Annotated in this window: 22 protein-coding genes; 14 read left to right on the top strand and 8 right to left on the bottom strand. The window is 72.3% G+C overall.

Annotated features, from left to right (window positions below; genetic code table 11):
• The first annotated feature begins 27 nt into the window (after window positions 1–27).
• The 8 genes from AC6EUL_RS02690 to AC6EUL_RS02655 all read left to right on the top strand — a co-directional run bounded on the left by AC6EUL_RS02690 (window position 28) and on the right by AC6EUL_RS02655 (window position 4,253).
• Entirely contained in the window at window positions 28–483 is a 456-nt protein-coding gene (locus tag AC6EUL_RS02690; protein WP_499868720.1) for a hypothetical protein, read from the top strand.
• A gap of 238 nt (window positions 484–721) precedes the next feature.
• Window positions 722–1,126: a hypothetical protein gene (locus AC6EUL_RS02685; RefSeq protein WP_056272679.1), complete on the top strand. Its 405-nt coding sequence runs from the start codon at window positions 722–724 to the stop codon at window positions 1,124–1,126.
• Window positions 1,123–1,524, top strand: a complete 402-nt coding sequence (locus AC6EUL_RS02680) for a hypothetical protein (RefSeq protein WP_056211116.1) — start codon at window positions 1,123–1,125, stop codon at window positions 1,522–1,524. Before AC6EUL_RS02685 ends, AC6EUL_RS02680 begins: the two co-directional genes overlap by 4 nt.
• Window positions 1,525–1,623: 99 nt before the next feature.
• Entirely contained in the window at window positions 1,624–1,884 is a 261-nt protein-coding gene (locus AC6EUL_RS02675; protein WP_056211118.1) for a hypothetical protein, read from the top strand.
• Window positions 1,885–1,977: 93 nt separating this feature from the next.
• Complete coding sequence (locus tag AC6EUL_RS02670) at window positions 1,978–2,508, top strand: DUF2934 domain-containing protein (RefSeq protein ID WP_499868719.1); 531 nt, start codon at window positions 1,978–1,980, stop codon at window positions 2,506–2,508.
• A 206-nt stretch (window positions 2,509–2,714) separates the two neighbouring features.
• Entirely contained in the window at window positions 2,715–3,002 is a 288-nt protein-coding gene (locus tag AC6EUL_RS02665) for a hypothetical protein (protein WP_499868717.1), read from the top strand.
• A 108-nt stretch (window positions 3,003–3,110) separates the two neighbouring features.
• Window positions 3,111–3,785 (top strand): HAD family hydrolase, encoded by a 675-nt coding sequence (locus tag AC6EUL_RS02660; protein WP_499868716.1) that lies wholly within the window; start codon window positions 3,111–3,113, stop codon window positions 3,783–3,785.
• Between the two features lie 288 nt (window positions 3,786–4,073).
• Complete coding sequence (locus AC6EUL_RS02655) at window positions 4,074–4,253, top strand: hypothetical protein (protein WP_244472776.1); 180 nt, start codon at window positions 4,074–4,076, stop codon at window positions 4,251–4,253.
• A 111-nt stretch (window positions 4,254–4,364) separates the two neighbouring features.
• Here AC6EUL_RS02655 and AC6EUL_RS02650 read toward each other — a convergent pair whose 3' ends face one another.
• The 4 genes from AC6EUL_RS02650 to AC6EUL_RS02635 all read right to left on the bottom strand — a co-directional run bounded on the left by AC6EUL_RS02650 (window position 4,365) and on the right by AC6EUL_RS02635 (window position 6,061).
• Window positions 4,365–4,628: a hypothetical protein gene (locus AC6EUL_RS02650; protein ID WP_244472747.1), complete on the bottom strand. Its 264-nt coding sequence runs from the start codon at window positions 4,626–4,628 to the stop codon at window positions 4,365–4,367.
• 62 nt (window positions 4,629–4,690) lie between these two features.
• Complete coding sequence (locus AC6EUL_RS02645; protein ID WP_499868714.1) at window positions 4,691–4,996, bottom strand: hypothetical protein; 306 nt, start codon at window positions 4,994–4,996, stop codon at window positions 4,691–4,693.
• Window positions 4,993–5,445 (bottom strand): hypothetical protein, encoded by a 453-nt coding sequence (locus tag AC6EUL_RS02640; RefSeq protein ID WP_499868713.1) that lies wholly within the window; start codon window positions 5,443–5,445, stop codon window positions 4,993–4,995. The genes AC6EUL_RS02645 and AC6EUL_RS02640 overlap by 4 nt, the downstream gene beginning before the upstream one ends.
• A 112-nt stretch (window positions 5,446–5,557) precedes the next feature.
• A complete protein-coding gene (locus tag AC6EUL_RS02635; protein WP_244472748.1) occupies window positions 5,558–6,061 on the bottom strand; it encodes a peptide deformylase in 504 nt (167 codons plus the stop codon).
• Between the two features lie 118 nt (window positions 6,062–6,179).
• On the opposite strand from AC6EUL_RS02635, the gene AC6EUL_RS02630 reads away from it, so the two are divergent.
• The gene (locus tag AC6EUL_RS02630) at window positions 6,180–6,368 is read left to right on the top strand and encodes a hypothetical protein (protein WP_499868712.1); all 189 of its coding nucleotides are present in this window, start codon (window positions 6,180–6,182) and stop codon (window positions 6,366–6,368) included.
• A gap of 3 nt (window positions 6,369–6,371) precedes the next feature.
• Here AC6EUL_RS02630 and AC6EUL_RS02625 read toward each other — a convergent pair whose 3' ends face one another.
• Together AC6EUL_RS02625 and AC6EUL_RS02620 are read right to left on the bottom strand one after the other, a co-directional pair.
• Entirely contained in the window at window positions 6,372–10,703 is a 4,332-nt protein-coding gene (locus AC6EUL_RS02625; RefSeq protein WP_499868711.1) for a translocation/assembly module TamB domain-containing protein, read from the bottom strand.
• On the bottom strand, window positions 10,703–12,679 hold the full coding sequence (locus AC6EUL_RS02620; RefSeq protein ID WP_499868709.1) for an autotransporter assembly complex protein TamA: 1,977 nt from the start codon (window positions 12,677–12,679) through the stop codon (window positions 10,703–10,705). The genes AC6EUL_RS02625 and AC6EUL_RS02620 overlap by 1 nt, the downstream gene beginning before the upstream one ends.
• Window positions 12,680–13,230: 551 nt before the next feature.
• On the opposite strand from AC6EUL_RS02620, the gene AC6EUL_RS02615 reads away from it, so the two are divergent.
• Together AC6EUL_RS02615 and AC6EUL_RS02610 are read left to right on the top strand one after the other, a co-directional pair.
• The gene (locus AC6EUL_RS02615) at window positions 13,231–13,440 is read left to right on the top strand and encodes a cold-shock protein (protein WP_055952791.1); all 210 of its coding nucleotides are present in this window, start codon (window positions 13,231–13,233) and stop codon (window positions 13,438–13,440) included.
• Window positions 13,441–13,683: 243 nt separating this feature from the next.
• The gene (locus AC6EUL_RS02610; protein ID WP_056211138.1) at window positions 13,684–14,058 is read left to right on the top strand and encodes a DUF6481 family protein; all 375 of its coding nucleotides are present in this window, start codon (window positions 13,684–13,686) and stop codon (window positions 14,056–14,058) included.
• A 205-nt stretch (window positions 14,059–14,263) separates the two neighbouring features.
• On the opposite strand, the gene AC6EUL_RS02605 is transcribed toward AC6EUL_RS02610, so the two are convergent.
• Window positions 14,264–14,521 (bottom strand): hypothetical protein, encoded by a 258-nt coding sequence (locus AC6EUL_RS02605; RefSeq protein WP_056211140.1) that lies wholly within the window; start codon window positions 14,519–14,521, stop codon window positions 14,264–14,266.
• A gap of 115 nt (window positions 14,522–14,636) precedes the next feature.
• Entirely contained in the window at window positions 14,637–16,763 is a 2,127-nt protein-coding gene (locus tag AC6EUL_RS02600) for a TonB-dependent receptor (RefSeq protein ID WP_499868706.1), read from the bottom strand.
• Between the two features lie 233 nt (window positions 16,764–16,996).
• On the opposite strand from AC6EUL_RS02600, the gene AC6EUL_RS02595 reads away from it, so the two are divergent.
• From AC6EUL_RS02595 to AC6EUL_RS02585, 3 genes are read left to right on the top strand one after another with little or no spacing between them, the layout of a single operon-like run.
• The gene (locus tag AC6EUL_RS02595) at window positions 16,997–17,263 is read left to right on the top strand and encodes a ferredoxin (protein WP_499868704.1); all 267 of its coding nucleotides are present in this window, start codon (window positions 16,997–16,999) and stop codon (window positions 17,261–17,263) included.
• Complete coding sequence (locus AC6EUL_RS02590; RefSeq protein WP_499868703.1) at window positions 17,260–18,567, top strand: NAD(P)/FAD-dependent oxidoreductase; 1,308 nt, start codon at window positions 17,260–17,262, stop codon at window positions 18,565–18,567. Before AC6EUL_RS02595 ends, AC6EUL_RS02590 begins: the two co-directional genes overlap by 4 nt.
• Complete coding sequence (locus tag AC6EUL_RS02585; RefSeq protein ID WP_499868702.1) at window positions 18,564–19,808, top strand: cytochrome P450; 1,245 nt, start codon at window positions 18,564–18,566, stop codon at window positions 19,806–19,808. Before AC6EUL_RS02590 ends, AC6EUL_RS02585 begins: the two co-directional genes overlap by 4 nt.
• Window positions 19,809–19,942 lie beyond the last annotated feature (134 nt).

Here is a 19,942-nt window from a genome sequence, read left to right as displayed (position 1 = left end):
CGCCGGACCGCTCTTAGGTAGAAGGTCATGCGCGTGATTCGTCCCACCCTGGCCGCGACCCTCGGCCTCTTCGCCCTCGCCGGACCCGCCGCGGCGGATTCCTGCGGAGACCTCATCGACCGGGTGGTGGCCGAGACCCAGGCCACCCTGGTCAAGCGGACGGCGGACTTCGCGGAATTCAGCGCCCCCGACGGGATCGGGATGACGCTGGCCTGCGGCGAGCTCTCGGCCACCGGCGTCCAGTTCCGGGGCACGCCGCTCCCCGCTGGCTACTTCGATCTGTTCGGACGGGCCGGCCACGCCGTCACGGGCCTCGCGTCCGAGGACTTGGCGCAAGCGGCCCGGACGGCCCGCACCGCCGCCGCCACGACGCGGCACAGCAACGTCGATGCCGGGAAGGTCCTCGTCACCTGCTCGCTCTCCGGATCGCGCGAAGCGCCCGTCACCGCCTGCGCGGTGATCGAGCGCGACGAGCGCCGCTGAGCCTCGTTCAGGACCTCATGGCGAGGACCATGTAGCCGGAATACAGGAGGGCTGCGGCCAGCAGGAGGTAGACGTTCGGTTCCATGGCGTCCTGTTAGGCCGCCCGGGCGCCGTGGGTCGAGCGGACGCGCTGCCGCTGCGGCATCCGGTTCGCTTCAGACATCGTTAACCCTGTTCAGCCGAACGATGGCGGCCGGCATGGCCGATCCCCACGCCGTCGAATCGCACCGAGGAGCCGATGCCCCGTTCCCGTTCCGCAGCCCTGGCGATCGCGGGTAGCCTGACCGCCCTCGCGCCTGCTATCGGGGTCCTGACGGGCGGCCCGGCCCTCGCTGAGGAACCGCTGTTCATCCGCATCCGCCCCGGCGGCGAGGCGAGCGTCGGCTCCGGTGGGTCCGGCGCCTTCGACGACGCCGCGGCCCAGGCGGCGCGGGCCCGCAGCGAGGCGGTCTGGCAGCGGGCCGAAGCCCGGTCCCGCATCGCCATCGCCTCGGTCTGCACCGGCTGCCTCGCGGCCGTGCCGCCCTCCTCGGTGCCGGTCGCCGCACCGCCCGCCCGCGCCGATGCGGGCGGCCTTACGCCCCTCGCGGCCGATTCGCCGGCCGTTCTCCCTCCGCCCCTCGCACAGGCAGATGCCCCATGACGCAGGCTCACCCGACCAGCGGCGCCGTTCCCGATCCGGATTGCCCGGTCTCCCTCGAACTCCTCGGCCAGGTCTACCGGGCGGACGAGGAGGACCTGCCGGAGATCTTGGAGGCGATGTCCACGACGACGCGCGCGCGCCTCGCCGTCTACCTCTACGGCAAGAGCCACATGCACCAGCTCGGCCTGCGGGTCGCGCGGGCCTGCGAGCGCGAGGATCTCGTGCGCGTCGCCGACGAGATCGGTTCGGTGGTCTACGGCCAGTCCCGCCTGAAGCCGGCGCGTCCGGCGACGCCGAGCCCAGCCGCCGCCCCGCCGAAGAAGATCAGCCTCGGCGGATCGGGCACCAAGAAGATCAGCCTCGGCGGCTCCGGGGCGAAGAACCGCCTCTTCGACTGAGCGAACGGGTCCCCAGCCCAGATACCGGGCGCGGGACCGTCTCGGTAAGGCCGAGCCGCCAAGCCGGCTCGGCGCGACCTATCTTGAGAGTGGATGCTGATGTTCGGTTCGTGGTGGAAGCTCGGCATGGACGCGACCCTGCTCGCGATGGAATCGCAGCAGGTCATCGCCCTGCGCCTCGCCAAGCTGGCGACGGGCGGTGCCGCGGCCCAGGCCGAGGCCCAGCACATGGTCACCGAGAAGATCATGGCCGCCCAGGAGGCCGCCCTGCTGATCGCCACCGGCGGCTCCACCGCCGGGGTCGTGGCCGGCTACCGGCGGAAGGTCCGCGCCAACGCCCGACGCCTGTCCCAGGGCTGAGCACCCGCCGCCATGCCGGGGCGGTTAACGCCCGCTTAACCATCCGGTTTCATCCTCGCCCGGGACGTCGGACCGATCGGACGAGGAGACAGCATGAACCCCTTCGAGCAGCAGGTGCGCGAACGCGCCTATTACATCTGGGAAGACGAGGGCCGCGTGTTCGGCCAGGCGGAGGCGCACTGGCTGCGCGCCGAGATCGAGCTCCTGACCCCGTCGCGGATGGGCATCGAGGTGATCCAGGCCGCCACCGCGGACGTCACCCTCTCGGCCAGCCCGGCCGCCGTCCTCGCCGAGACTCTCAAGGCCAAGCCGAGCCGCAGCCGCAGCGCCGGCGCCAAGGTCGAGACGAAGGCGAAGGCCGCCGCCGACACGAAGGCTACCAAGCCGGTGGCCACGAAGGCGCCCGCTGCCAAGACGGCCACTGCCAAGACTGTCGCTGCCAAGACTGTCGCTGCCAAGACCGCCGCTGCCAAGACCGCCCCTGCCAAGACCGCCGCTGCCAAGACGCCCGCCGCCGAGAAGGCCACTGTCGCCAAGGCGGCCGTGGCCAAGGCTGCGGTGACCAAGACGCCCCGGGCTCCCGCCCGCGGCCGCGTGGTCGAGAGCGTCGCCACCGTTCACTGAGACGCGCGGGCCGGAGCCTTCCGGCCCGCCCCCGGACGAATCAGAGCCCGCTTCACCGGACCGGTGGGGCGGGCTTTTCGCTGGCCGCGGAGGCCGCCTCCACGCGAGGGACGCCGGAACGAAGGAAAACCTTGACCGTTGTCAGGCCAGATCCAGAGACGTGGCCGCGGCCCTGAGGGCCGTGCGCCTTCCCAGGCGAGGCTTCCATGAAGACGACGATCGCGACCCTTCTGGCCCTCGGGGTGGCCGGCCTGCCGCTCGCCGCCCTGGCGGGACCCGGCGGCCTGCGCGGCGGCCCCGCGCTCCTCGACGTCGACACCACCGGCGGCGTCGGCGGGCGGGCGCCCTGGAGCGAGCCCTACGAGTATGATTCCGGCGGCGACAACGATCGCCGTCCGGAGCTGCCCTATTACCAGCAGGGCCGCGGCCAGCAGACCGGCGGTCCAGCCCGCAACCTCCTGCCCGACGACGGCCTGCACATCTTTCCCCGCTGAGCCCGCCGAACGAATCCCGCCATCCCGGCGGAACGGCCGGGAGAGCCATCCGTTCGCCCAGGGAGCCCCGGCCTGTCCGCCGGCGTGCAACCGGTTCGGGATGACGCGATGACCAAGACCGTACGGGCGGTGATCTTCGATATCGACGGAACCCTGCTCGACAGCGTCGACCTCCATGCCCAGGCCTGGGTGGACGCCTTCGCGCATTTCGGCGTCACCGTCAGCCACGACCAGGCCCGCAGCCAGATCGGCAAGGGCGGCGACCAGTTGCTGCCGGTCTTCCTCGACGCGGAGCGGGTGGAGCGCGAGGGCAAGCCGATCGAGGCCTACCGCTCGGACCTGTTCAAGCGCGACTATCTCTCGAAGGTGAAGCCCTTCCCCGGCGTCCGGGCCCTGTTCGAGCACCTGAAGGCCCAGGACCTGACCCTCGCCCTGGCCTCCTCCGGCAAGGCGAAGGAGGTGGAGCACTACCAGACCCTGATGGGGGTCGAGGACCTCACCGACGTGGTGGTCAGTTCCGACGACGTCGAACGCTCGAAGCCCTTCCCCGACATCTTCGAGGCCGCCCTGACTAAGCTTGCCCCGATCACGGCGGCGCAGGCCGTGGTGATCGGCGACACGCCCTACGACGCCGAGGCGGCGGGGAAGGCCGGCCTTCCGACCATCGGGGTTCTCTGCGGCGGTTTTCCGGAAGCCGACCTGAGCGCGTCCGGCTGCATCGCCCTCTACAAGGATCCGCAGGACCTTCTCGACGGCTACGCCGCCTCGCCGCTGGCTCGGTGATCCGGCGACCGGGATCCCGGTGCAGCGGTTTCGGTCCGGGCCTGTCGATTCGGACGGGCCCGGTGGCAAACCGGCCACGCGACGCGTGGGATCTGCACCGATCCACACATTTCCCGCGTAATCCCGCTTTGTTCCGTGGCGCAGGGCAGGATTGCGTGCCGGCTATGGATAGATGGCAAAAAACCCTGGCGCCGGGTCCTTCGATGGCGTAGCGAGCCGCCCGTGATCGCGCCTGATCACGCCACGGATCCGCGGACCATGCCCCAGCCGGCCCAGACGAACCTGAAAATGCACCCGGCCAGCGAGCCTGTTCCCCTTCGGGCGCTCATCGACGCGGCGGTCGAGGACCGCACCACGCCGATCAGCCGGCTGCTTCGCCTGATGGCCGCCCTCGACGCGGACACCAACGACAACGAGAACCTTCGGCACGTCCTCCGGGCCCGGATCGGCGCGCCCCTCAGCGTCTGATCCCACCGCCTTCGCGTTTGTCGGGGATCAGCGGAAACCGGTGATCCCGAAGAGACGAACGACCTGACCGGAATCGGGAGTCCGCGAGGTTCAGGATGAACCCGCCGGATCCTACGAGGCGCGCGCCCGCTCCCGGCGGCGAGGCCCCGGCTGGGCGCGCTTCATGCAGGCGAAGTAGAGCTGACGGCCGATCGCGTAGAGGCCGAGCCCCTTCGGGTCGGGCGTCGAGAACACCCGGTCGCGGGCCTCCGTGCGGCAGGCCGCGTCCTGCGGACTCTGGATCGGCGTGGATTCCCCCTGCGCCGAAGCCGCGTGAGCCATGGCCACCGAGGCGATGGCCGAGAGCGTCAATGCGAGCGCCGGCCCACGCCACATCCCTGTTGTCTGCATCCTGTTCCCCCTGCTGTCGTGGTGGTGACGTCGTTTCGGCGTGCCCGTCAGGGCATCACCCAGGCGCAATCGGCCTCGTTCGCCACGGTAAGGCACTCGAACGGGGCCCCGCCGACCATGGCGCGGTGCTCCGCGGCGCCGATGCGCGTACGCGCGATCCGTCGGCAATCCGGATGCTGCGGCAGGACCGCCTCCGCGGCAGCCCGGTCGCCGCTGGCCATCAGGACCCGCAACGCGACCAGGGTCTTGCAGGCGATGACGTCGGTGGGTTCGACCGGCTGGGCGCGGGCGGCGGTGCCGGCGGCGAGGCCGAGGAGGAGGGCCAGGGGGAGGACGCGCAAAGGTCGGGTCATCGGCGGCTCTTCTCCGGTGCGGCGGGTTTGTCGGACGTTCTGTCGGTGGCCTTGTCGGCCGCCTTGGATTTCTCGCCCGCGCGAGGCTTCGCCACGGCCTCGGTGGGCTTGACCGTGCCGGCGACGACCCAATGGCAGACGCTCGTGGTGCGCAGGGTCAGGCAATCGTAGGCGCTGCCGTTCAGGGTCAGGTGCTCGGCGATGCCCGCCACCGCATCGCGCGCAACGACCTGGCAGCCGAGGTGGTCGGCCTTGTCGTCGGTGAGGCGCGCGACGGCGGTGGCCACCACGTCCTTGCTCTCGCGCAGGAGCAGCCGCAGGTTCGCCAGGGACGCGCATCCGATCGCCGGTACCGGTGCGGGGGCCGGCGCAGCCGGGGCCTCCCGGATGGTCGCCTGCGCCGTGCCGGCGACCGCCAGGGCGAGCAGGAGAGGTCGGATCGAACGCATCGGGAAATTCTCGGCAGAAACGAACGTGATCGGCGGCCGGCCTCTCCGGAGGAGGGCGGGCCGCCAAGCCATAACGCGCTCGCGGCCATTCCGCCGCACGGCGGCCGCGCTTTCAGGGGCCTGACCGGCGCAGCTTGGCGAAGCGCCTGATCGCCCGGTCCCGTCGCAGGCGGGAGAGGCGCTCGATCCAGAAGATCCCGTCGAGCTGGTCGATCTCGTGCTGGAGGCAGGCCGCCCGGAATCCCTCGGCGTCCTCTTCGTGCTCGGCGCCCTCGAGGTCGCGGTAGCGAACCCGGATCCGTACGGCCCGGTCGACCACGTCCATCACCCCCGGCATCGAGACGCTGCCCTCCTGCTGCGGTCCGCGCTCGGGGGAGGCCCAGACGATCTCCGGGTTCACGTAGGCGGTCACCGGCTCGCCGGGCTCCATCCGCAACAGCACCAGGCGCTGGCCCTGCCCGATATGCGGCAGGGTGAGCCCGAGGGCGGAGACCGCCAGCATCACCGCCTCGAGGTCACGGGCGGATTCGTGCAGGGCGTCATCGAACCGGGCGACCGAAGCCGCCACGAGCCTGAGGCGGGGATCGGGATAGATGAGCAGGGAGGAGGCGGACACGAGGGTCATTCCGGAGCGGGATGGGGGACGTCACGGTTGCGCGAGGGCGACCCGGACGCGGGTTCCTGGCCCGCGCCTTGCGGCGTTCGATGGATGACAAGCTCGACCCGGAGACGGAATGGCACGGCAACGCACCGGGACCCCATCGCCCAAGGGGGCCCACCGATTCCTGAGGCTGCGCGAGTCCGGCGAGGTCATCCTCGTCGCCCTCACCACGATCCTCGGCCTGCTCTGGGCGATCGTCCTGGTCACGCATTTCCACGAACCGCTCAGCGGCATCGGCCAGTCCCTCTGGCTGACGCGCTGAGCGTCAGTATTCCCACTCGGCCCCGACGCCCACCGCGGTGCGGCCGTCGCTGCCGGCCTCGCCCTGGATCTTGATGCGCCGGGTCACGTCGTAATCCACCGTCGCCGCCGTGTCGGCGGGCTTGGCGCCCGCCTTCACGCCGACGCTGAGGCGGTCGCTGAGATAGCGCGAGGCGCCCAGCGCCGGTCCGCCGCTGGCGCCGGTGGAGACGTCGAGGCTGTCGAGCCCGAGGCCCTTGCGGGCCTGCTCGAAGACGTCGACGCCGCCGGCCCCGCCGGAGAACTGGGCCACGGCCTGCGCGAGCTGCAGGGCCTGGAACGGCGACAGGCCCCCCGAGGCCTTCTTGAACAGCAGGCGCGAGAGCACCTCGTCCTGCGGCAGGCTCGGGTCCGACGTGAGGAGGAAGCTCGGCTGGTTGGCCGGACCCGTCACGGCGATCCGCGCCGTGACCTCGGCGGCCTTGGTCTCGGCGACGAAGTCGAGATCCGGCGTGGCGATCTCGCCGCCGAAGGTCAGGCGCCCGCGGGTGAAGTCGAGGCGCTGGCCGACCACGCTGAGGCGGCCGCGCCGCATCTCGAAATCGCCGGTGGCGACGGGATCCCGCGAGGAGCCGGTGATTTGGAGGGCGCCGCCCAATTCGGCATCGATGCCGCGACCGCGCACGAAGATGCGGTTGGGGGCGTTCACGGCGACGTCGAGGGTGGCGTCGAAGGGCGGGGCGACCTTGCCCCGCTTGCCCAGGGCCGCGACCTTGGCGCGGCGGTCGGCCCGGGCGGCGAGCCGGGCGCGCACCTCCGGGGGCGTGTTCACGCGACGGATCTCGGGCAGGGGCTGCACCGTGGCGGGCAGGCGGTCCGGCACCGAGACGTCGACGGAGACGAGGTCGATCCGGCCCGCCACCTTCGGGGTTCGGGCCAGTGGCCCCGTGAGCGCGAGGTTGAGGCTCGCCACGGCCGTCATCAGCGGGCTGGAGACGAGCTCCGCCCGCTCGGCCGAGACCCGGAGCGAGCCCGGGAAGCCGGCGGCGGGATCGAGCGCCACCCGGCCGTCGCCGCGCAGGCTTCCGCCGTTGCGGGTCAGCGCCGTCAGGCGCTCCACCACCAGGGTGTCGCCCCGGCCGGTGACCCGTCCCTCGATGTTGGTCAGGCGAATGCCCTGGAGCGGATCGGTGAAGGAACCGCCCGTCAGGGTGGCGCTGCCCTCGGCGCGGGGGGCCGCGAGGGTGCCGGTCACGCCGGCATCGAGGGCGATGCGCCCGGCGACGCGCTGGCCGCCGACGCTGAGGAGGCTGTTGGCGAGCGCCGCGTCGAGGGTGCCGCGCAGCTTCACCGCCAGCGCCTCGCCGGGGGCCACCGGCAGGGAGCCGGTCACCGTCAGCTCGGCGCCGCGCCCGGCGGAGACCCGTCCGTCGATCCCGGCGCGTCCGTCGCTCACCGTGCCGCTCGCCCGGGCGTCGATGGGCGGAAGGCCGGCCTTGCGGGTCTCGGGCGTGACGAGGCGGGCGACCGTCAGGGCGTAGCGGCCCTCGGGCCGGTTGGCGGAGCCGCGCAAGTCCGCCTCGCCGTCGAGGGTTCCGGAGAGGGCGAGGTTGGGCGCGGCGATCCGCGCCAGGGCGAGGGGCAGGCTGCGGATGCCGAGCTTGAGGTCGAGGGCCTCGCCGACCCGGCCCGACAGGCTGAGGCGGCCGCTACCGGCGGACACCACGAGGTTGTCGATCACGGCCGAGCCTCCGTCGAGGGTCACACTCGCGGGACCGGCCAGGGCGAAACGGTCCCCACCCCGCGCGGCGGAGAAGCGCGACAGGTCGATGCGGGTGCGCTCGCCCGGCACGAGACGGGCGGCGCCGTCGAGGTCGAAGCCCCGGGCCTTGGCCGTCAGGGTGATGTCGCTGGCGCTCGGCGAGCCCACGGCGACGAGACGCACGGTGTCGAGGCTCTGCCCGGAGGCGAGGAGGCGGTCGGCGTTCACCCGCCCGTCGACGATGGGCCGGCCGAGCAGGTCCCGCCCGGTGAGGTCGGCGTCCAGGCGCGACAGGGCGAATTCGCCGAAGCGCAGGGACGCCCCGTTCGCCCGGATGCCGGCGTCCTGGCGCCCGCCCGCGCGGGACAGGGTGACGGCGGCCTCGACGTTGCCCGCCATCGGTGTCAGCGCGAGGGGCGCGAGGTCGTCGAGATTCCCGGCCTTGAGGGCCAGCGCCCCCTCGGTGAGGAAGGTGCGGGCATCGAGGGCGGCGTGCCCGTCGAGGGTGACCGAGCCGAGGCCGAAGGCGAGGCGGTCGAGGACCCAGGCGTCGGGGGCGGGCCGGGCCACGTGAGCGTCCCCGCGCAGGGCCTTTCCGCCCACCGCGCCGGACAGGCGCAGGGTGCCGTCGAGGGCGCCGGTGACGTCCGTCAGCGCCGTCTCGACCCGGAGGTCACGCAAGGGGCGACCGAGGGCGCGGGCGTCGTCGGCGGTGAGCGTGGCGGTGAGGTCGGGCTTCTCCAGGGTGCCGGTGAGGCGCCCGTCGAGGAGCGCGCGGCCGGACAGCTTCGGGTCGAGGGTCGACAGGTCCTTCAGGTCGACCAGCAGCTTGGCGTCGGCGAGGCGCGCGGTGGCGCGGCCCTCCAGGCGCCCGACGATCTCGGCGCCCTCAAGGCGGGCGTTCTCGAAGGCGTAGCCGTCATAGACCTGCGACAGGCGGCCGCTGAAGCGCGGCGACGGGCCGAGGGTCCGGTCGAGGGCCGGCAGGGACAGGACGAGGCCCGAGGTGCGCAGGTCCAGATCGGCGTTCACCGCCTTGCGGGCCGGGTCGCCGCTCAGCGCCGCCCGCGCCGTCAGGGTGCCGGCGAGCGGCCGCCCGGCCACCTCCGAGAAGGCCGCGAGGTCGGACAGCGCCGCATCGAGCGTGCCCGCGAGGGTGTTCTGCCCGATCCGGCCCACATAGGCGGCCCGGGCCGTCGGGCCGTCGAGCTTGAATTCGGCGACGTCGACGACGCCGTCGGGCTGCAGCGTGCCCCGGAAGCTCAGCCCGGCCCGCGATCCGATGGCCCGGCGCAGGGCCGGATCGGCGAGGCGCAGGCCGTCCACCTTGGCGTCGGCGGCCAGTACGAAGCGGGCGGCGGCGGGATCGGCGCCGGCCGGCGCCATCGACAGGGTGGCGTCGACCCGCTCCAGGGCCGAGCCGCCGGCGCGCAGGCCCGCGGCCTTCAGCGTGCCATTGACGACGGGCCGCGCGATCGGCCCCTTCAGGCTGCCATCGAAGACCAGGGTGTCGAGTTCCGCATCCGCCGCCTTGGTGACGCCGCCCTCGGTGGGCACGGCGCGGGCGGAGACGAGGAAGTCGGCGATCCGGTCGGCGGTGAGGGTACCCCGGGCCTCGAGCCGGGCCGTGCGCGAGGTCAGCTCCAGCCGGTCGATGCCGAAGGCCCCGCTGTCGGAAAAGCGCAGACCGCCGTCGAGCTTGGTCGTGCCCGAGAAGATCGCCGCCGCCGGGCCGGGCAGCAGCCCCTCGATCCGCGAGGCGAGGTCGAGGGCGAGCCGGCGCTCGGCCCCGATGCGGGAGATGCGGGCGGTGCCGCGGGCCCCGAGGTCCGGCCCGGCATCGAAGTCGAGGCGGGCGTTCCAGGCGTCGAGCGTGCCGCGCCCGTCGAGGTCGAGGTTGATCGGCGGTGCGCCGGGGAGGTTGGCGGCCTTGGAGAGAAGCCCGCCGGCGGGCTCCACCAGGGTGGTCTTGAGCTCCAGGGTCTCGCCCTTCGGTACGAAGAGCAGGCGGGCGCCGAAGCGCCCCTCGGCGTCGAGGCGGCGCACCGCCACATCGAGGTCGAGCCCCTCGGCCGGCGCGCCGAGCTTGGCCCGCCCCTCGGCCGTCAGGCGGGCCGGCTGCCCGGCGAGGGCCTCGCCGAGAACGAGTTCGGCCAGCTTGAAGGTCTTCACCTCGACCTTCACCGGCAGGTCGGGCAGCAGCGATCCGTCGGGCTCCGGCGTCGCCGAGACCGGGGCGGGGAGGGGGCGGCGCAGCACTTCGAGGCGCCCGACCTCCAGGCTGTCCACCTCCAGGCGGCCGGAGAGCAGGGCGAGGCGGCGCCAGACCAGGCGCGCCCGGTCGAGCTTCAGCCAGACGCCGTTGGCGTCGCTGATCGCCACGTCGCGGATGGTGGCGTCCGACGAGAGGGCGCCGTCCACGGCCCCGATGGCGACCCGCGAGCCCGGCGTCGACAGGGCCTTCGAGAGGAGGCCGCCGAGCACGGTCTTCTCGCCCTCGTCGGCGTAGGTCAGGGTGGCCGGCGTCGCGGCGAAGACGGAGAGGCACAGGGTGGCGGCGGCGACCTGCGCGCGCGGACGCTTCCAGAATCCCATCAGAAGGACTGCCCCAGGCTGATGTACAGGGCCACCGGGCGCTCGTGGTTGCCCTTGATGCGGTCCATCGGGAAGGCGAGGTCGACCCGGATCGGGCCGATGCCGGTGTAGTAGCGCAGGCCGAGGCCGACCGCGTAGCGGATGCGCTCGTCGAAATCGGGCAGGCTGCCGGCGAAGGCGGTGCCCGCGTCGATGAAGGGCACGACGCCGATGGTATCGGTGACCTTGATGCGCGCCTCCACCGAGGCCTCGAGCAGGCTGCGTCCGCCGATGGGCAGGTTGAAGGGTCCGCGCGGGCCGAGCGTCCGGTAGGGGAAGCCGCGCACGGAACCGCCGCCGCCGGCGAAGAACCGGATGTTGGCCGGGATGTCCTCGAGGTTCGCCCCCGAGATCGAGCCGAAGCCGATGCGGCCGGCCAGGATGTAGCGGCCCTCGTCGTCGAAGGCGTAGTAGGTCGAGCCCTGCGCCTTGGCGACGAAGATCGACGGATCGGAGCCGAGGAAGCCCGCATAGGGCGTCGCCGAGGCGGTGAGGCGCACGCCCTCGGTCGGATCCAGCAGGTTGTCGGTGGAATCGTAGCTCACGGAGAGCGGCACGCCGACGAGGCGGTAATCGACCTTGCCGAGGGCGTCCTGCGAGCGCCCGGCCTGTCCGTCGAGGCCGACCTGGGCGAAGAAGGTGTCGGAGAAGCGGTGGCGCAGGGCGACGGTGCCGCCCGCCGCGTCGCTGACGTAGGATTGCTGTGCCTCGCGGCCCACGAAGACGTTGGCGATGAAGTCGTTCCGGGTGCCCCAGAGAGCCGGCTTGACGAAGGTGGCCGAGAGCCGCCCGCCGAGGCCGTTCGAGTCGATGCCGGCGGCCTTGCGCTGCTTGGCGTAGAGGTCGTTGCCGAGATAGTAGATGTCGGCATCGACCCGGAAGGTCTCGCCGCCGCCGAACAGGTTGCGGTTGGCGTAGTAGGCCCGGATGCCGGGACCGTCGACGGTGGAGTAGCGGGCCGCGACGCCGATCAGGTTCTTCTCGCGCTCGGTGACGTCAACGAAGATCGGCAGGTTGCCGGACGGATCGAGGGTCTCGCCCTCGCGCACCCGGATCGAGCCCAACCCCTCGACCTTGGCGACCGAGCGTCGGATGTCCGACACGGCCTTGGGCGAGTAGGGATCGCCCGGCTCGGCGTAGATGAACGAGCGCACCACCGCCGGGTCGATGTCCTGCGTGCCGCGCACCGCGACCTCGCCGAGGCCGGCGATCGGCCCGGGATCGACGGTGTAGGTCACGTCCATGACGTGGGCGGCGTCGTCCACCACGGGGTCGCGGGCGACCGCCTTGGCGAAGGGATGGCCCAGGGCCCGGAAGCGGTCGACGATCTTCGCCTCGCGGGCCAGCACGGTGGCCGAGCGGGCCGGCACGTCGTCCCCGACGCGGGTGAAGCGCTCCGGCAGGACCTCCTCGGGAAACGGGTTGCCCCGGGGGTCGCGGGCCTGGATCGACCGCAGGGTGTAGAGCGGACCGGGATCGACCACGACCTTGACCGGCACGAGGGCGCGGGAGCGCGACGCTTCGGCCGCGCGGGCGGCCGCCACCACGGTGGACTCGCCGGCCAGCGCGACGCCGTCGACGCGGATCGCGACGGTGCCCTGGTAGTAGCCGTAGCCCGAGAGCACGTCGGCGAGGCGGCGCTGGTCGGCCTCCGCCCGGCGCACCAGGCCCTCGCCGTCCGGCGGCGCCTCCTGGCGCAGGCGATAGAGCGTCGAGGTGTCCTGCAGCGCGCGCAGGACGTCGTCGTCATCGATGCCCGAGATCTTCACCGTGTAGGGCAGGGCGCCCGCGCTCGGGACCGGCGGTTCCTCCTCGGAGCCGAACAGGCCGAACAGGTCGAAAGCCCGGGCCGGCCCCACGGCGAGCCCGGCCCCGGCCGAACCGAGGACGAGCGGCCAGGCGAAGCAGGCGAGCCTCCAGACCGACCCGCGACGCATCCGCCCCCGAATCCGCGTCACGAATGGCCGTTCCGGCGAGCCCGGTGCGCCTGCGCTCCCGGCTCTCGTCGCTGCGTCGCAGGCCTCGCCATCCCATCCCCTTCCGGGCCGCGGCCCCGCTGCCGGTCCCGCATCCCGGTCCTGTCCCAGGGCCCTTCGGACCCACATATGTTGACCGCCAGCCTACCGGTCCGGCGGCGGTGCAGCAACCGCGGTGCACCGCTCTACCCCCAGCCGCGGGGGTGGTTGCGCGGTTCGCCGCAGGCCCGGCTCCGCCTCGGCTTTCCGCCATCGGCCAGGGAACCCGGCTTTGGCTGGCGCCTTGTCCCTGCGTCGCAGGCTTCCTACTTTTGTCCCCATCGCTCCATGGCCGGCTCATTCCGGGTAGCTCACCCGCCCTTTTCCCAGGACTGCTCGCCAGTCCTGCACGCGGGTGCCGCTGCGATCGCACATCCCATCCGACGATCCTGCGCCTCGGGTGCCCGCGCGATTGCGACGCGGGCACCGGGCAGCCGATGGCAGGCAAGACAACGCTTCAGGAGAACAGCACCATGAGCACGGGCACCGTGAAATGGTTCAACGAGACCAAGGGTTACGGCTTTATCCAGCCGGATGACGGCGGCAAGGACGTGTTCGTTCACATCTCCGCCGTGGAGCGCGCCGGGATGCGCAACCTGATCGAGGGTCAGAAGGTCTCCTACGAGATCGAGAACGACCGCCGCACCGGCAAGCAGTCGGCCGGCAACCTCCAGGCGGCCTGATCGCCGCCGGCCGGTCCGGGTCGCCCGATGCGGGCGGCCCGAGACCGGCTCGAATGCTGCGGCATCGTTTCAACAACCTGTCAGAAGCCGCTTTTCGATGAGCGGCTTCTGTTGATTCCCGGCAGGCGGTCGGGCATGGGGCTGTTGCGGTGCAAGATCAGCGTATACCCCAGTTTTTCCACGGCCCCATGCCGCGCGTGCTCCACGCCGGATGCGGGCGACACACCACATGAGAAAGGTCAGATGGGCGCCTTCGACTACAGGAACTTCGACGATCGCCGTAAGAACTCCGTCAGCGCCAAGCAGATGCTGCTGGAAAAATTCAAGGCCCGTCCTCCGGCCGATGATCCGGAGATGATCGCCAAGGCGCAGGCCCGCGCCGAGGTCGCCCGCGCCCGCGAAGAGCGCGCCCGCGAGCGCGAAGCGGCCCGGATTGCCGCCGAGAAGGCCGCGGCGGAAGCCAAGCGGGCCCGCGAGGAAGCGGAACTCGCCGCGCAGATCGCCCGCGAAGAAGCCGAGGCTCTGGCCGCCGCCGAGGCGAAGGCCGCCGAGCTCGTCGCCAAGAAGGCGGCCCGCGATGCCCGCTACGCGGCTCGCAAGGCCAAGGCCCGCCGCTGAGCTAAGGCCTGCCGCGAGGCGTCAAGACCCGCTGCGAGGGGTCAAGGCCCGCCGCAAGGCGTATGAGCGCGCCGCCGAACCACTCCTGAGCGCACCTCTTCGGCGGCGCCCGGAGCGGGGATGGACGCGAACCGGACAGCGAAAAGGGCCGACGCGGCGCGTCGGCCCTTTTCGTGTTGGACGATCGGGCGAACCGCGTTCGTCCTCAGCTCTCGGAGCGCGTCTCGGACTCGGCGTCCTCGCCCTCGGCGGTCTCCTGGCCCTCGGTCTGGGCCTCGGCCGGCTCCGCCGTCTCCTCTTCGGGACGCGGGCCTGCCTTGAAGGTGCGGCGCGGCGCGTTCCCGCGCTTCATCTGGACCGGCTTCTCGATCGCGCCCAGGCGCTCGGACAGGAGCTTCGCGCGCTCGTTGAAATCATTGGTCGATCGCGACTGCGACGCACCGCTCTTGAACGCATTTGCCACTTGGGCCTCATGGGGTTGCCCAGGGCACGGGGTCGTGCGGGGTTGGCTCCGTGTAGCACGGTTGGGCCCCCGCGTCGGCTTTTATTGTCACGGCGCGACGCGGAAGCGCCGCGGCTCAGAAGCGTGCCGTCAGGAAGAGGCGGACGTTGCGGCCCGGCAGCAGGATCTCGTCCTTCTTGAACGAGGCCGAGTTGCGGATGTCGTCGTCGAGGAGGTTGCGCCCCTGCAGCCCGAGGGTGACTTCGCTCGCGCCGTAGAGTGCCGGATCGACGGCCTTGGTGTAGCTCACCTCGGCGCGCAGGTCGTTCCAGCCGGGCGTGACCGTCTCGAACGGCGCGATCTCCACGTGGTCGAAGGCGTGCAGCAGGTTCACCCGGGCGAACCAGCCCTCGGTTGCCAGGAACACGCCGCCGCCCAGGCGATGGGGTGGAATGCGTGGCACGTAGGAGCCGTCGTCGAACTGCGCCCGGACGAAGTCGTACTGCGCCTCGAGGCCGGCCCAGCCGTTGCCCACCGGGATCAGGTCGAGCTGCGCGGCGATCTCCGCACCGTAGAAGGTGGCGTTCTGCTGTGCGTAGACGATCTGCCGAAGTTCGTCCCCGCTGCCGCAGGAGGCGAAGTCGTCGCCGCAGCGGTTGCCCGTGTCGCGCTTGTAGATGAAGCCGGTGTAGCGGGTGTAGTAGCCCGTCGCGTCGAGGCGCAGCGGCCCCTGCGCCCGGCGGAGACTCATCTCCACCGTGCGGGCACGCTCGAGCTTCAGGCGGGGATCGCCGATCTCGAAGGTCTCGGTCGCGTCGTGCGGTCCCTGCGAGAACAGCTCGTAGGCCGTGGGCGCCCGCTCCACGTAGGAGCCGTTCACGCTGGCCACGAAGCCGTAGGGCAGGTCCTGGAGGGCGCCGAAGCTGGCGCTCTTGGGCGCGAAGCGGCGCTTGAGGCCGAACGCCTGGGGATCTTGCCCCTCGACCGGCAGGTAGTCGCTCGGGAACTGCACCGCCGTGCTCGCCGAGCGCGTGCCCTCGATGCGCCCGGCCGCCTGGAAACGCAGGCCGTGGCCCACGTCGAGCTGCTCGAAGAGGTAGACCGCGTTCGAGCGCGACTCCGTCGGCGGCAGGAAGCTCTCCCCCTGCGTGTTGAGCACCCGGCGTCCGCTCTGCACGCCGAGGGCGCCCGTCAGCGTCCCTAGGGCGGTGAAGACCGGCACGTGCTGGGCCTCGATGCGCCCCTCGGCCTCCCGGCTCTTGAAGGTGGCCTGGATGCCGTCGATCCCGGTCTCGCCGATGCCGCGCTCGTCGTGCCGGTAGACCGAGCCGCCGGCCCAGAACCGGATCACCTCCAGGGGGCCGTCCAGCGGGCGGTACTCGCCCCGGGCGACGACCCGATCCTGGCGCGGGTCGAGGCGGGTCCGGCTCTCGGCCGCCTCCCCGCCGGGGATCTGGTAGAGCGCGTCGTAGTGGCTGAAGGAGATGCCCACGAAGCCGCGGTCGCCGATGGCCGAGATGCCGACGGAGCCGCCCTGGGATTCGGTGGCCGAGTTGCGCTGGATCCCGCCCGGAATGGCGTAGCTGTCCGTGGCGCTGCGGAAGCCGTCGGCATGGACCGCGATACCGTCCTTGCCGGCATCCACCGTCGCGGCGCCGAGCCGCCCGTTGTCGACGCTGGAGAATCCGGTCGTGACCTGACCGGACACCCCGTTCGCCGGGATGAAGGTCGGGACCCGGTTGTTCTCGGCCGAGACGACGCCGCCGATCGCCCCGGAGCCGTAGCGGAGGGTCGCCGGCCCGCGGATCACCTCGATCCGGTCGCTGACGAGAGGGTTCACCGGAACGGTGTGGTCCTCGCCGAGGTCCGAAACGCCGTTGTTGATGACGCCGTTTTCCTGGATGCGCACCCGGGCGTTGTCGAGGCCACGGATGATGGGCCGGCTGGCGGCGCCGGGCGCGTAGGTCGAGGAGGAGATGCCGGGGCGGTCGAACAGGGCGTCCCCGAGGGTGCGCGGCTGCTCGCGGGCGATCTGCTGCTGCGTCACCACGGTGACGGGCGAGTAGGTGCTGGTCACCACCGGGAGCACGCCCACCGGGAACGACGCGCCGGCGTCGCCCGCGGCGCCGCCCGCTCCGCGGACGGGCTGGATCGGGCTCGGCGAGGTGACGCTGAGTTCGTCCAGGGTCGCCTGGGCCTGCTGCGCCGCGCCGGCATTCGCCCCGAGGCCGGCCCCCGCCAGGGCCGCGCCGGCCCACACCATCCGCGATCGACGCACCCGCTCACCCCATCACTCAACGTTATAATGTTTCATGATGGGGATGTTATTGTATGACAAGTGCCTGACGGGGCGCGGACCCTCTTCCCGCTCCCCTGTGGCCGGGGCGCATCACCGGCTGCCGGTCCCGAGGCGGCGTCCGTCCGTGCGCCGGGCCGCGTCCCCGTGGCACGTGGTGCGTCGCGGAACCGTGAGCGGGTCGGGTAGATTGCGCAAGCATGTCCGACTTGAACCACCACGACCGGCCGAGCGCCGACGGGCGCCGGGCCGCCGGGGGCCTGCGGGTCACCGTCGACCTGAACCTCTGCCAGGCCTACGCCCAGTGCTGCTACGCGGCCCCCCACCACTTCGTCCTGAAGGGCCGCGAGGCCCTCCACTACGACCCGGCCCCCTCGGCCACCGCCCGCGACGACATCGAGCGCGCGCGGATCGCCTGTCCGGTGCAGGCCATCCGCGTCGAGGATGCCGGGGCCGACCCGCGATGAGCGACGCCGAGACGCGGATCGTGGTGGTCGGGGCCTCCCTGGCCGGCCTGCGCGGCGCCGAGAGCCTGCGGCAGGCGGGCTTCTGCGGCCCCCTGACCATGATCGGGGCCGAGCCGCACCGCCCCTACGACCGGCCGCCGCTCTCGAAGGCGGTGCTCACCGGGGAGGTCGCGGCCGACGCCACGACGTTGCCGAACCTCGTGGCGCTCGAGGCCGACTGGCGCTTCGGCGACCCGGCCACCGGCCTCGACCGCACCCGACGGACCGTGACGCTGGCGAGCGGCGAGGCGGTGCCCTACGACCGGCTGCTCATCGCCACCGGGGCCTCCGCGCGTGGCTGGCCGAACGCCGCGGAAGCAGGGCTCGCGGGCGTGCATACCCTGCGGGGCCGCGACGAGGCCGAGGCCCTGCGGCGCGACCTCGCCGCCGGCCCGGCCCACGTGGTCGTCATCGGCGGCGGCTTCATCGGCTGCGAGGTGGCGGCCTCGTGCCGGGCCCTCGGTCTGACCGTTACCCTGGTGGAGACCGGGCCGACTCTCCTCGCCAAGGTGCTCGGGCAGCATCTCGGCTCCGTGGTGGAGGCCCTGCATGCCAGCCTCGGCACCACCATCCGCAGCAACGTCAAGGTGGCGGCCCTGGAGGATGACGGCGCCGGCCGCGTGGCGCGGGTCCGCCTCGCCGACGGCACGATCCTCCCGGCCGACGTGGTGGTGGTGGCCCTCGGCGCCGTGCGCAACACGGGCTGGCTCGCCGGCTCGGGCCTCGCCTGCGACGACGGCGGGATCGACTGCGACGCGCAGGGTTACGTCCTCGATGAATCCGGACGGCCCGATACCCGGATCGCGGCGGCCGGCGACGTCGCGCGGTTTCCCCATCCCCTCTATCCGGGCCACCGCATCGCCCTGGAGCACTGGGGCCACGCCGTCGCGCAGGGCCGGCATGCGGGCCGGCTCCTGGCCGGCCTCGCGCCGGAGCCCTACGCCGAGGTGCCCGCCTTCTGGTCGAGCCAGGGCGGCATCACCCTCAAGTCGGTGGGCCTGACCACGGGCGCCGACGGCTTCGTCGTGGCCCGGGGCAGCCTGAAGGAGGGCCGGTTCGTGGCGGTCTACGGCCGGGAGGGCCGCTGCATCGCCGCCGTGGCCTTCGACTGCGCCCGCTGGCTCCCAACCTATGCCGAGCACATCGCCGCGGGGGCGCCGTTCCCGCCCGAGACCGGCGGCGTCGATGCCGGCCCGTTCGCGGTGCTGCCGCCGGCCTTCCCCGAACCCGCCGAGCCCACATCTTCCGAGAAGGACGCGGCATGAGCGACCACACCCTGTTCGCGCAGATCAAGGACGAGGCCGCCCGGCCGGACCCGTACCCGCTCTTCGCCCGCCTGCGGGAATGCCCGGTTTCGCGCCAGGCGGACGGCACCTACGTGGCCGCCTCCCACGCGGCGATCGCGAGCTTGCTGCACGACCCGCGGGTGAGCTCCGAGACCCTGCCACCGGCCGACCGGCCCAAGACCGGCAACCCGCTCAAGGACTGGCTGGTGAAGCCGGTGCGCGACCACATCACCGACACCCACCGGCCCTTCATCTTCCGCGATCCGCCAGACCACGACGCCCTGCGCGCCGCCGTGATGCAGCAGTTCACGCCGCAGCGGGTCCAGGCCTTGCGGGCGCGCTCCCACGTCCTCGTGGACGAGATCCTCGACAGGCTCGGGGACGCGACGGCCATCGATATCGTCGACGACCTCGCCTATCCGCTCCCCGTGACGGTGATCTGCGAACTCCTGGGCATCCCGCCGGCGGACGAGGCGCAGTTCCACGGCTGGGCGACGCAGCTCGCCACCGCCCTCGAACCCGACACCCTGCAGGACGACGACCTGCGCGCCGAGAACAGCCGCACCTTCGATGCCATCTCCGAATACATGCAGGGCCTGATCGCGCAGAAGCGCAAGGACCCGCAGGACGACATGCTGTCGGGTCTGGCCACCGCGCCCGTCGACGGCCACGGGCGCATGAGCGACTTCGACCTCATCGCCACCGCGATCCTGATGCTGGTGGCCGGCCACGAGACCACGGTGAACCTCATCACCAACGGCATGCTGACCCTGCTCCGCCACCCGGAGGAGCTGCGGCGCCTGCGCGAGGACCCGTCCCGCGCCCCCCGCGTCGTGGAGGAGCTGCTGCGCTACGAGCCCCCGGTCCAGTTCCGCACCCGCAAGACCCTGTGCCCGATCACGCAGAACGGCGTCACCATCCCGGAGGGGGCCCCCCTCGTCCTGCTGCTCGCCTCCGGCAACCGGGACCCCGAGGTCTATGCCGAGCCCGACCGCTTCGATCCCGACCGGGCCGACAACTGCCATCTCGGCTTCGGGGGCAGCCTGCACTACTGCGTCGGCGCGCCGCTCGCCCGCTTCGAGGTCGAGGCCGCCCTGGTGGCCCTCGCCCGCCGCCTGAAGAACCCGCGCCTGACCGTCGACCCCCCGCCCTACCGGCCGGGCTCGGCCCTGCGCGGCCCGAAGCACCTGCGCCTCGCCATCGACGGCATCGCTCCGTAGGGTCCGGCCGCGCGGGACCATCCCGAAGGTCAGGCGGACCCCGCAAGCAATGCACCTTACTCAGAGAGACTTCTATACTGATCTTTTAACGGAATATTGTTGGATCTAGCCTATAAAAGGGCTCGCGACGTAAT

It is taken from the genome of Methylobacterium sp. 001424705, from assembly GCF_059816145.1.
Note: the sequence above shows the minus strand (reverse complement) of the source record. Positions and strands in the feature narration are given on the sequence as shown.